Below are 11,569 nucleotides of genomic sequence, written 5' to 3'. Positions count from 1 at the left end.
CTGTCGGCTACTGCTCGCATGGAACGGTCGGCTAAGTCAAGCGAATCGGCCGTATCCATACCGCCGGTCTTAGCGAAGGCTGCAATCTTCGTAAAGCTACCTTTCATCCGGTTCTCTAAGATCGTCGCCTCAGTGCCGATAGCGCTGAGTTTATCGGATGCAGCACCTTCCATGTCGCCAAACACCGTCGAAAACTGAGCTTCCATTGCGCGAGCTTCACCGGCTGACTCGATCATGCTGACGCCGAGGTCTTTGATTTTGTCGATTGCGAAGGCTCCGGCTAGGATACCGCCGACTCTTTTCGCTGTGTCGCCTAACTTGCTGGTGTTGTCGGTCAGGTTATTCGTATTTGTCGACGTGGTTTGGAGATCGCGTATAGCTCGTCGAAGCGAGTCACTCATGTTATTTTGCAAGTTTAATATTGCCGTTAAATCAAACGCCATTTACGTATTCTCCTTTCTACGCTTTGCGCTTGTCAGCGGTTCGGCGCTGTTTTTCTTCCGCTTCCATAACAAGCTCTTCGCTCGCATACATGAACATGCGGTGACGTATGTCTTTCGCGTAAACTTCGTCGGGCGGAATGTGATGTTCCTGGAATATGCGGTGTAGCAAATACGCCTCGCCGCCCGACTTTATTAGTTTTTTATCTTCGCCGTATCGTCAGTGAATCCGCTGATCTCCATAATGGTTTGCGTCAGCTTTACGACTTCACCGGCTAATAGCGCTTTGTTTACGACCTCGGCCGCTGTTACTGCGTCATAGCGTTCGCGTAATCCTGCGTCTTTAAAGTCAGGGTCGATGCAAGCCGCAGATACTAGCAAGCCGTTAATGTCGGACTCGACGACTTTACCGTTCGGGCCTTTTGCCTGTTCGTTGATTTTGTTTAGTTGATCGCTCGTAATCGCCTTGACCGTGAAATCGACGCCCAAGCGTTTAATGTGTACCGTTTCGACCGTCTCTAGCTCTGCCGTTAGTAATGCGTCCAATGCGTTTGCTTTATTCGTCAAATTAATCCATCCTTTGAGGTTCGTATTTTCGCAAGCACTCGCGCGTTGTGCTCGCTATTAAAAAGAAAAGCGCCCCGACTAAGAGGCGCATCATTGATTATTTACGGCTGTAACCGCTAAACGTGAAGTTCCATTCTTCTTCGACAAGTGAGCCGACTTCGAAGTTCAGCAACGGCACGTTATCGAAATTGACGTTCTGTAACGTAATGAACGTTTTGGCGTCCGGGCTTTCCGGGTCGTTTACTTCCATGACTAGCTCCGTCACGAATGGCGCCCATGTGCCTTCGCCTCGCTGTACTTGTCCGACTAGTGAAAGTAACTCGTTGTTGACGCGGTAGCCGGTGAACGACCCCTCGCCTTTCAATGTCGTTACTTTGTCGCCTAACCAACGTGTGCCGGCGCGTGCTACTTCTTCTTTGCTGATTGCGACGGAAACTTCTGCGCTGGTTACGTTAAACAGCCATTGGCCGTCGTGGTAAACTTTGCAGAACGTACCGTTTACGATTGTTTTCGAATCTAACATTTATGCGGCCTCCTTATACGTTAATTGTGATAAAAATACGTTCCATCGAATCTAGTTCTACGTAGCTAACCGCTAAGAACACGCTGTCGCCGACGCTTTCACGCGTTGAATCTAGCGCTACTGCCGGGTCGGCGAGCACGTTGTCGTTTGCTAAGCCGCGCAAGTACGCTTCGATAGCGCTAATCAACGTCACCTGACCGGCTTCGCTGTTGTCGAGCTTGCCGATGTAGCTTTGGCGGGCTGTCTTCGTAATGTCGGTGCTAACCGCTTGGCGAGCGCGCTGAATACGAATCTTGCTGACGGATGTGGTCAAACCTTGTTCGATGCGCACACTGTCGCCGTCATGCGTTAATACAAGCGAGCCGGCTTCGAGCGCTGCTTTAATTTCGCTGTTGCGCAAGCGCTTGGTAACGTCTGCGACCGGTAACTCTGTGAACGTAATCGAGGCGTTGATCGGCGTGCCTGCGATTAAGCCTGCGATATACGGCGCAAACTTGCCGCTTGAGTACGACGTATCGCCAATGACGACACCAACAGTTAAGTTGACCGCGTATTCATCGAGCAAGCGAGTCGTGCGTGCATTTCCGACAGAACTGTCTTGATCGTCCGCCGCTGATCCGCCAAACACGACCATAAAGTGCTTGCCTTCTTCGCGGTTGACTTCGCACCATGCGAGGGCTGCGTCTTGTTCCGTCGCCGATACTTCGTCTTCGAATACGAACACGTTGAATGGGCGGGCTTCAAACGCCGTGTACACGTCTTCGTAAAGACCTGCGTCAGGCACCGTATAGACAAGCACTTCTTTAGCGCCTGCCTGCAGCGCGAATCGAACCGGCTGCACGTTAGCTTCGCCAAATAAAGCATTGGCGGTAGTTAGCGTATTGGCCGTGATTGTGTAAAACTGCGCTTCGTCAGCCGTTCCTGTGTACGTCGTTAATGGAATTGCGACTGTTCCGCGCACCCCACCAGCGATTTGATCCGACGCTGCGTTCACAAAGTTGATGTAAACGTCTGGGCGAATCGGTAAGTTAGCTGAGTCAAATTGTCCTGCCATATCCTCCGTCACTCCTTCTTATTGCGTTGGTTTCGTAATGATTTGCGTAAATTCGTAGCGATCTTCGTCGGCGTAATCAGTCGTAGTGAGTCCGACTTCCACTCGGTCGACTTTCGGATAAACCGGTTTGTCGCGATTGTCGTGGAACGAAACGGGCAATACGCAGATAACTGCGTGTATACCGCCTTCCGTCTTGAACGGCTGCGACATCGAAAAGGCGCCGAGCGTTAGATGCCCTGCGCCAGTGCCGAGTGTCGTTTGTTTTGAAAAATTACGGCTTAGTGCGTCCACCGCGTCAATGACGTCGATGTTCGTTTTGCCGAAGTAAATAAGTTGGTAAAGCCGCTCGACCTTAACGTGTAGCGCCGACAAGTCTTGCGACGACTGATTCGCCAACCGAATCGCCAGTGCGCCAGTGGCCGGTGTTTCTGGAACGTCCTGCAAGTAGAACTTCGTAGCTTCCGGCAAAACGGTTGCTGCGAATGTGCGTAGCGCTAGAATGTCGTCCTTTATCGCTGCCATTCGACAACCACCCCCTGCTGCCGCAGCTCTTCGCCGACCTCTTCTTCGATCCAATCGAGCCACGTATTTGTGCGCTGTTCAGCCGGCACGTCCAGGAACTTTTTAATCGTTCCCGACGTTCTCAACTGTCTGCCTCCGGCGTCTTGTTCGTGAATGTAATGTGCGTAGTTAAAGCGCCCACGGTTCACGGCGTTGGCCGAGACAACCAACGTGTCGTTATTCGTAATTTCACCGCTAATTTGATTGCGTAAGTTACTCGTATCTAATGGCGCCACGTCGCGCGACTCTCGAATCCAGTCGTCTTTGATGTCGTCCAACGCCTTGGCGCCGCCGGCATCAACTGCGCGTGGCATTTCTTCAAGCGCGCGAATGAACCGCTGCAACTCCCCACGGAATGCGTCTGCCATTACACGCTCACCTCCGTCAGCATTGCCTTGCCGTTCAGACCCCGGATAACGTTTACTGCGATCGGGCGGTACGTGCGGCTAATGCCGTTGTCGTCAACGTATACAATGACGTCGGTTAGGCGAATTTCGAGCAACTTGTCGAACAGTATCGACGCCGAGCTTGTTACTTCGTCGGCCGTCTGTGCGCTGGCTACAATCTTCGCCCCTTCATCAATGCGGCATTTCTTTTCGAACATAGTCGGTGCATCCCCGTTGCCCCACTCGTCTTGAGCGCCTTCGCGTATAATAGTTACGGTTTGTTTTAACGGTAATACCGCCATCAGCCGATCACCGTCGTTCTAACAACCGGGTTTGTCGATAAGTTGGCTTCGGGATTTGCGTCGTTTATTAGTTCGATCGCCTCTTCGGGTATCAACGCGTCGAGGCCTTTTTTCGCCCAGTCTTTGAAGGTAAACGAAATGCCTTTAACGGAGAACCCGGCGACGCCCTGCTGTTGCAGCTTGTTCGTATCGTTATAAGCTGACGCAAGGGTTGCCGCAAACAGGTAAACCGCTTCGGCGGGTATTAACACGTTCGTAAACTTGCGTGCAAGCGTTCGGCTGGCCACGTTCATTAACGCCTGCTTGCGCGTTTCGTCGGCGTCAATATAGTCTTCGTTGTCCAGCGTGTTCAGCGTGATATAGTCGGTAGCTTCTTCGAGATTCCATAGCGTCATTTAACGCGCCTCCTTATTTTGCGGAGGGCTTACGCTTGGCTGCCGGTTTCGCGTCCTCCGCTTGTTTCGGTTCGGGTGGTGCCGGCTTGTCGACGCGTTTTGCGTCCGCTGATTTTTCAAGCGCTGCGATTTCGTCCTTGTCGTCCGTTACGTAACGGCCGTTCTTAAACGTCTTCATTGCGCCACCAGCGTAAAAGCCGAATCCTGCGTATTTTGATTCGAATGTTGCCAATCTAAACACCTCCATAAGAAAAACCCGCCGGCAATGCACGACGAGCGTTAATTTATTGCGTAGCTTATACCAAGTTTTTAATGCGTGCGTGTGCTTTTTCTTGGTGGAACTCAAGCGTAAATTCGCCGACGATTTGACCAGCGTAGTAATCGCCTTGCTTACCAAGGTATTCGTGCGTGAAGTTACGTTCAACCAACGGACGGATTGCCATACGGTTAGTGTCAACGATGAATAGCTCGTTAGCCGCAAGGTTGTTGTTCAATACGATTTCAGCGTTGCCGAAGTCTGATACGAAGTAATCTACAACTTTACCCCGGCCGTTGTCAGCACGGTCAATGCGAATTGCAGCGCTGCCGAAGTTAGAGATAGCACGTTTCTGCTTAGCGCCAACCATGATTACGAAATTACCGCCGCTGTTGAATGCGCCGCGCTCGTACATCTTCTGCATAGCGTCGTTAATCATTTCGTCAGACAATGCTGCGTTAGCTTCGATAACGTTTGTCTTAATAAAGCTGCGCACGCCGCCCATTTGACGAACAAGGCCGTCTGTAGACTCGTACTTAACGCCGTTAATCAACGCTTTTTCAAGCTGCAGCGCCAATTGTTTCTGCGTTTTTGCTTTTTCGTATTCGTAGATGTCGTCGATACCGTGGTTCGCAACTGCTGCTGCTGTACCCGTGATCGTGATTGTTTCGTCGAAGATTTGCGTGATATTCGAGTTACGCTTACGTGCTTTGTAGCGAGCTTTACGTGCGTCCGCGCCTTCTTCGCCTTCTACGAATTGGAACTCGGCAACTGCGCCGTCTTCGATAGCGCCTGCAGTCGTGTCAGCGTAGCCACGTTGTACTGTCAACGTTTTATCAGCAACCGCTGTTACTAATAGCAATTCTTCGCCGATTTTAACGACAGTGTTTGGTGCGAATGGTTCTGCGTCTGCAACCGTGATAGAAGTTGCCGCTGCGTCAGATGCGCCGACTACTGCTGATTCGTCAGAGAACATTTCGTCCTCAAACCATTGGTGCTCGACTTGCTGTACCGGCTGGCTGAAGCCTATTACGTTTAATAGTGGCGTTTGGTGCTCGTCCAACAATAGAATTTGATCCGATACCGATTCGCGTTTTCCTACTAGTTCACCTGAAGTAATTTTAGACATGTTAGTTTATCCCCTTTGAGTTTGTTTTTTTTGTATTAAAAAAAGCCGGCCATATGCCGACGTCTTACATTCCTAGCTCGCGCTTCAACTTCGAATAGGCTGCCATGTCTTCGTCTTTACCTGACCGCTTATACTTCGCTGCTGCTTCCGCTAGTAACTGTTCTTTCGTTTTGTCCGTACGTTCTCCGTCGCCATTACTCGGTTGGCCAACTGGCTTCGGTGCTACTTTCGCAACTAGGTACGGGCGCTGTTCAACGAGCGCTTTTACTACGTCTTCCACACCTTCGACTTGTCCGTCTTCTCCGACCACTACGCCGGTTAAATCTGCGAGCTTAAACGCATCGTCGATGTAAGCTACGTTAAGTGCGGTTGCTGTTCTTGTGAATGCGGATGCGATCGCCTGTTGCTTCGCTTTTGATTCCGTTTCAGCTAATGTCTGACGCAACGATTGGTTTTCTTCTTCGTATTTCTTTGCGATTTCCTGAAAGCGTTCTTGCTCGCTAAGTTCCGCCAGGCGCTTTTCTTCGAGTTCCTTTTCGTACTGCGCCGCTTTCGTTTTCAATTCGTCATACCCGTCGAATTTCTTTCGCTCGCGTTCAAGGCGTTTCTTCAGCGCCTCGTCAAATTCGGCTTGCGTCAGTAATTTCTCGGCTGTCGGCGTCTGAGGTTCGCCTTCTGGCGCATTTAAATCCGGCTCATCGGGTGTTGACCCGTCTGGCGTCGGCTCTGGCGCTTCTGGCGGCTGCTCGTCTGCAAAGAATTGTAAGTTTAAGCGTAATAGGTCGTTTGTCATAATCGTCCTCCACCGCTGTGAGGTAGCGTGTCCCATGGATTTTAGTTCGCCGTTGCAGTTTCAAGACGTAAACGTTCGGTCATGTTGCGGTTTATAATCCGTTCTGTTCTTTAAGTCGCGGCGACAACCGGTCTAAGCGTCGAACTGGCGTAACTTGATGACGGCAGTTTGGATGGAAGATTTCATTACGCGGTAAGTCGCCAACGTACGGATAATCACCGTCAGCCTCGCGCGCCAGCTTGACGATCTTGCCTTCGTAATTAGCGCAAGCGTCCGTCGCTCCGTACGAGCTGATAACTCCGTACAAAGCACCGCGACTAACCGCTTCGTTAATCGTCGACTCTTTGTGCGCTTCCATCATCTTCGTGCGCACGACCATATCGGTATATGCCTTTAGCTTCCAGCGCCGACCAGCCGCATCAATAATCGCTGTGTCAGCGCCTTCGCCGATAACGCCTCGAAACTTGTCGCGAATGTCTGCGCTCACGCCGCGTGGCGCGTTAACACCTTTCGCTGCGTTCTCGCGCATGACTTCCGCCGTTACGGTGCGCATTGACGTCTTAATTCGCTTGTCTACGTTCTGCGTAACGTTCAGCAAGTCCGCTTGCGTGTCGGCGATAACCGCAGCAACCAGCGTACTGTTGAGTGTGCCGAATTTAACGAGCGCCTTGGCTTCGGGTAACGTCGCCGCAACTCCGAGTGATACCATCGCCTGTGCTGCGCCAAATGTAGCTGCCGTCGGTATAATTTCCTCGATAATTTCGGACACGTCGACGTCGAGCTTCTTGAGTATTTTGCCGATCGACGCCGCAGTAGCTATCGCGTTCGCGCGGCGCACGTCGCTAATGTCATACTTCGCAATTTCAAGCTGTATCGCGGCCAATGCCTTTTCGTATTGCGCCACAACGCGATTAACGTCGTAGTCAAACGATGGTTTAGGTATTTCGCGTAAGTCCATTGCGCTGTGCCTCCTTACTCAGTGTCCGCAACAGGTTCGACGGGACTTTCGGCAACTGGCGCTACCGGTGCGTTAAATATCGAGGCGTCTACGGTGCCGAACGCTTCTTTGTCGTCTTCGGCGATTCGTCGCATGATTTCCTGCGCCTTGTCGTCGTCCACTTCGTCCTGGCGTTTGATTGCGTCCTGGACAGCGAGCGTTGCTTTGCCGCCGGTGCGAATTTGCGCGATTTCGGCTTCTTCTTTCTCGTTCTTCGGCAAGCCGTCTTTCCAATGAATCGTCGGATATATGTCAGCACCGTCGTATTCACCGAACTGCTTGTCGAATAAGAAGCACGTCCATAGCGCGTCCTTAACGGCCTTGTCGTAGTGGTTTCGAATGCGCTTTACCTTCGACAGGATAGGCATGAACCGCGCTTTAATGCCTGCGCCGTCTGTATGCGATGTGCCCGATCCGCCTGCGTTACCGCCGCCACTAATCGTTGTGCCGAATAGCCACTGCGGCGTTTCCGACATTTGGTAGATATACGAAAGTAGTAAGTCGATTTCCTTAAACACCGATTCAAGGTGACCGTTCCATGTAATGGCGCCCGGCGTTGCGTCTTCCTTCGTAATAGGGATGTAAATACCGCCTAACGAAACGCTATTACCTCCAACGCTATTAAACTCCGGCCCGTATAGAGTCGGGTCTGCGTGTTTCAATAGAATGTAATCAAGCTGCACGATGCGGTCTTCCAACGCCTGCAGTGAGCTAGTGATTTTCTCGACGAATCCCTGACCGCGCCAGTCGTCATCGACTGAGGTATACGGTATGTGGAATACCGGAATGTGTGGCAAACCTGTTGACTCAACGTCTTGTCCAGACGCCAACTGCTCGCCTATTGTGTACGTTGTGACCGGTACGCCGTATTGCGTAACCACGCCGACTTCAGGCCGTTCGTGCAAGCGGTAGCGTTCGTAAATAATGAAGCCGGGTACATGGCGCTCGACGTTTAAGAACGGCACCTCGCGCTTGGCCGTTTCGACCCACTCGATTGTGGCGATATTAACCGCCTTGAACTGCTTGACGTTGCCGACGGCTGTTTCAGGAAATACGCAGTCAGCGCGTACGTGCTCGATGATCGGTTCCATTGTTTTGTCGGCCATATACGTGTCAAAGTCGTCTGGCGACAGCGCCTCTTGTACTTCGCTGAAGTCTTGGCGATAGCCGTAACGTACCTTGACGAATGAGTCGCCTCGATAGCCGTTCGACGTGGCGCTTTCGTAAATCAACGTATTCAAGTCGTTCTCTTCAACATAGCTGTTGAGCGCTTGTTGTTCAGGTGATCGGTCAGGTAAGCCTGCCTCGTAGATCGGCCGATCGCCAACGAGTAAATCGGCTGGCTTGAGCGTCAGTAAGTACGGCAAGTTAATCGCGATGTACAGCCGTTCAAGCTGTGGTGCTTGCGGCGAATCTTTTAATAACTCGCTGGCACGGTCGTATACTTCGAGTTGCTTGCCTTCGAAGAATTTCTTCATGCGTTTGTATTTCGCAATGCGTTCGATGTGATCTTCGGGCGGAAACTGTCCGCCTGTTTCAAATAACGGCACGGTAGCGCCTCCTTTTCATCCTATTTACATCCAAGCAGGTTTAACCACCGCTTGAATCGCCATTCTCTTAAGTACCGACTTCGCCATTTCAGTGGCGTCGATACAATCGTCATGTTCACCGCTTCCATACCGTTCAAACTGCTCAATAAGTAACGCGTGCGACCGGCTGAATCGAAGCTTGCCGGACTCAATGTCGGGTATCATTGCTTCCATCCGCAGCTCTTTGTTCGAGCGTGAGTATATCTTCTTGACGCGGGTACCGGCCGGATAGCCGGCGGCTTCGAGTGCTTCTTTTACAGCGTCAACAAAAAACTCCTGCGCATTGTTGGCTTCGGCGGCAATAATGTGAGGTTCATACTTGATTACTCTCTTGACCACTTCGTCGATAAAGATGTTTGGCTTAATACGCTCTCCGTAGGACTCAATTACGTATTCAACGCCAGTTACGCGGTGCCTCGCGATTACACTAATTGCGCTAAAATCACCGCGCTGCTTGCCCATCGCCAAATCGACGCCCATGCTAACGTCGTATTTCGAACTATGGCGAATCTGATCGGGGTCTATCTCGTTCTTGTCCGTCCAATACGTAAAGGTCGATGGCGAAAACACTTGCGATTCTTCGTCGACCGGGTTGTTCATGTACTCGGTGTTAAACGCCTTGCTGCCGTTGTCCCATTTCCAGCGCATCAGCTTATATAACGGCTGAACGTCCGGCCATAGAACGCGCGACCCTTCAAGCAAGGCCGCCTCGTTTGCGTAGTAGAACGCATCAGCCGCAGCCAGCCGGTCTGGGTTGTCGCGGTCAACGTAGAGCTGGCGGCATTGTTCCCATAGCTTGCCGTTAGTCGGCTCGTCGATAATGGCGCGATAAACACGCGACATAAAATCCGAACGCTTGTGTAAGATCGTCATTAGTAGCGATGACCAGTGTACGGTGGTGCCCATGACGACGAACGCCGTACGCTTGCCCTTCGGATCGCCTAGCGGCATAACCGTTTGGCTGAACCACTCGCGCAGTTTCATGCGTTGGTCTTCCGTCGAGGCGTTACCGCCGGGGCGTGCGTCTTCGAGGTCGTCGCAGACAATAAGGTCAGGCCGGCTTCCGTTCCAGTTACGTCCCCGCAGCGCTTGGCCGGTAGACGCCGCTTGTACTAGCGTGAGTTGGCGTTTGGAGTCGCCTTCGCCGGCGTGCCATGCGATAAATTCCTCCGAGTTGTCGGTGAGGTTCGCCTGATCGCGTGGTGACAACAGCGGGCCGAAGTCTTGGCGCAGCTTAACGTTAAATTTCAACTGATTGCGTATCCACTCCATATTCGCTTTCGATACGTTCGGCGTTTCGGAGATAATAATGATGTACTTACGCAGGCGGTAAACGACTTGGTGAACAGGGAAATTTTTACTTAAATATGTGCTCTTGCTGTGGCTTCTGGGCGCCGCAGCCGCTATCTTGGCGTTAATTTGTTCGCTAGAAACAACGTTCATCATTCCGGTTAGCTCTCGGTGGAACTCTGGCGCCTCGTCAACGTGGGTAACGTCGAAGCCTTCCCAGTTGCCGTCGTTACCGGGGTTGCGTGCGTCGCTGAAATACTCGAGCGCAAATTCGAGCTGGTCAATCTCACAGCGGTGCACGCGGTTTAGCTGGGCGAGTTCTTGCGCCACTTCGAAGTACTGCAGCGTTAAGTCGTCGGGCATGTCGTCTGTTACCGGAAATTCTGCGTTTAAGTAGTCGATGATTGCGGTGAGTTCGTCGATGCGGGCTTGGCGGGCCGGGCGGTCTAGCCATGCGTTACTTAACCAGGCGATAACGACCGCCTCCCTTCCGTTTTATAGTTGCGTTATGTATTGCGTATAAAGTTACGTGTTGACATTGCGTTAAATACGTCGTATACTCGATGTAACATAATAAAACTTATGAAACGGGGTTATACCGATGAACGAAGTACAAGCGATAAAAAGTAAAGCCGACATTAACCGCATGAAACGCTCACTACACGGTCGCGACCAGCTTTTGTTTACGCTAGGCATTAACTTGGGCCTGCGCATTAGCGATTTGTTGCAATTACGTGTGCGCGACGTAGTAGGCCGCGACTTTATCGACTTCACCGAGCAAAAGACCGGCAAGCGCAAACGGCTGACGTTTAATAAGAGCGTCAAGCAGGCGGTCAAGGTGCTGGCGGCTGGCACGAAGCCCGACGCCTATTTGTTCGCCAACCCGCGCACAGGCAAACCGCTTAGCCGCGTGCAGGCGTACCGTATATTGAACGATGCCGCTGATCGGGCGGGCTTGCTGGCGAAGTACGGCGCGATTGGCTGCCACTCGATGCGTAAGACGTTCGGTTACCATGCGTATCAAGGTGGCGCTGACATTACGTTGCTCATGGCGGTGTTTAACCACTCGTCGGTTGCGCAGACATTGCGTTACATAGGCGTTACAGCAGACGACATAGCCTGCGTATATGAAGGCGTTAACCTGTGACGCTGATATCACCGCAAAATAAGCGTTCTGGCACCGAGAGGGTACGAATACCTTCCGCGGTGGCTAGGACGCTTATTTCGTGGTGAAATCGTGTTATAATCGTATAGGCTGCGTGTGGCTGCGCAAAGTCAAAGTGAAAA

Annotated in this window: 15 protein-coding genes; 1 reads left to right on the top strand and 14 read right to left on the bottom strand. The window is 51.8% G+C overall.

Annotated features, from left to right (window positions below; all coding sequences use genetic code 11):
* Positions 1–459: 459 nt before the first annotated feature.
* The 14 genes from AC4EG4_RS18275 to terL all read right to left on the bottom strand — a co-directional run bounded on the left by AC4EG4_RS18275 (position 460) and on the right by terL (position 10,645).
* Positions 460–612 carry a hypothetical protein gene (locus AC4EG4_RS18275; protein WP_490988604.1) on the bottom strand — a complete coding sequence of 51 codons (153 nt, stop codon included), beginning with the start codon at positions 610–612 and terminating at the stop codon, positions 460–462.
* A 23-nt stretch (positions 613–635) separates the two neighbouring features.
* On the bottom strand, positions 636–1,007 hold the full coding sequence (locus AC4EG4_RS18270) for a phage tail assembly chaperone (protein ID WP_490988603.1): 372 nt from the start codon (positions 1,005–1,007) through the stop codon (positions 636–638).
* A 97-nt stretch (positions 1,008–1,104) separates the two neighbouring features.
* Positions 1,105–1,530, bottom strand: coding sequence for a phage tail tube protein (locus AC4EG4_RS18265; RefSeq protein WP_490988602.1), 426 nt, complete (start codon positions 1,528–1,530; stop codon positions 1,105–1,107).
* A 13-nt stretch (positions 1,531–1,543) separates the two neighbouring features.
* Positions 1,544–2,584 carry a phage tail sheath subtilisin-like domain-containing protein gene (locus tag AC4EG4_RS18260; RefSeq protein WP_490988601.1) on the bottom strand — a complete coding sequence of 347 codons (1,041 nt, stop codon included), beginning with the start codon at positions 2,582–2,584 and terminating at the stop codon, positions 1,544–1,546.
* A gap of 18 nt (positions 2,585–2,602) precedes the next feature.
* Entirely contained in the window at positions 2,603–3,106 is a 504-nt protein-coding gene (locus tag AC4EG4_RS18255) for a hypothetical protein (RefSeq protein ID WP_490988600.1), read from the bottom strand.
* A complete protein-coding gene (locus AC4EG4_RS18250; protein ID WP_490988599.1) occupies positions 3,094–3,513 on the bottom strand; it encodes a hypothetical protein in 420 nt (139 codons plus the stop codon). Before AC4EG4_RS18250 ends, AC4EG4_RS18255 begins: the two co-directional genes overlap by 13 nt.
* Complete coding sequence (locus AC4EG4_RS18245; RefSeq protein WP_490988598.1) at positions 3,513–3,833, bottom strand: hypothetical protein; 321 nt, start codon at positions 3,831–3,833, stop codon at positions 3,513–3,515. Before AC4EG4_RS18245 ends, AC4EG4_RS18250 begins: the two co-directional genes overlap by 1 nt.
* On the bottom strand, positions 3,833–4,228 hold the full coding sequence (locus AC4EG4_RS18240; protein ID WP_490988597.1) for a hypothetical protein: 396 nt from the start codon (positions 4,226–4,228) through the stop codon (positions 3,833–3,835). The genes AC4EG4_RS18245 and AC4EG4_RS18240 overlap by 1 nt, the downstream gene beginning before the upstream one ends.
* A gap of 13 nt (positions 4,229–4,241) precedes the next feature.
* Positions 4,242–4,460, bottom strand: a complete 219-nt coding sequence (locus tag AC4EG4_RS18235; protein ID WP_490988596.1) for a hypothetical protein — start codon at positions 4,458–4,460, stop codon at positions 4,242–4,244.
* 64 nt (positions 4,461–4,524) lie between these two features.
* Positions 4,525–5,613, bottom strand: a complete 1,089-nt coding sequence (locus tag AC4EG4_RS18230) for an SU10 major capsid protein (RefSeq protein WP_490988595.1) — start codon at positions 5,611–5,613, stop codon at positions 4,525–4,527.
* 64 nt (positions 5,614–5,677) lie between these two features.
* The gene (locus AC4EG4_RS18225) at positions 5,678–6,406 is read right to left on the bottom strand and encodes a phage scaffolding protein (protein ID WP_490988594.1); all 729 of its coding nucleotides are present in this window, start codon (positions 6,404–6,406) and stop codon (positions 5,678–5,680) included.
* Between the two features lie 91 nt (positions 6,407–6,497).
* Complete coding sequence (locus AC4EG4_RS18220; protein ID WP_490988593.1) at positions 6,498–7,364, bottom strand: phage minor capsid protein; 867 nt, start codon at positions 7,362–7,364, stop codon at positions 6,498–6,500.
* A gap of 14 nt (positions 7,365–7,378) precedes the next feature.
* A complete protein-coding gene (locus AC4EG4_RS18215; RefSeq protein WP_490988592.1) occupies positions 7,379–8,953 on the bottom strand; it encodes a portal protein in 1,575 nt (524 codons plus the stop codon).
* A gap of 24 nt (positions 8,954–8,977) precedes the next feature.
* Complete coding sequence (gene terL / locus AC4EG4_RS18210; RefSeq protein ID WP_490988591.1) at positions 8,978–10,645, bottom strand: phage terminase large subunit; 1,668 nt, start codon at positions 10,643–10,645, stop codon at positions 8,978–8,980.
* 238 nt (positions 10,646–10,883) lie between these two features.
* Here terL and AC4EG4_RS18205 point away from each other — a divergent pair, with 238 nt between their 5' ends.
* A complete protein-coding gene (locus tag AC4EG4_RS18205; protein WP_490988590.1) occupies positions 10,884–11,429 on the top strand; it encodes a site-specific integrase in 546 nt (181 codons plus the stop codon).
* Positions 11,430–11,569 lie beyond the last annotated feature (140 nt).

This window comes from Planococcus sp. TJ-201, assembly GCF_058268495.1.
This window is presented reverse-complemented; position numbering and strand designations above follow the sequence as displayed.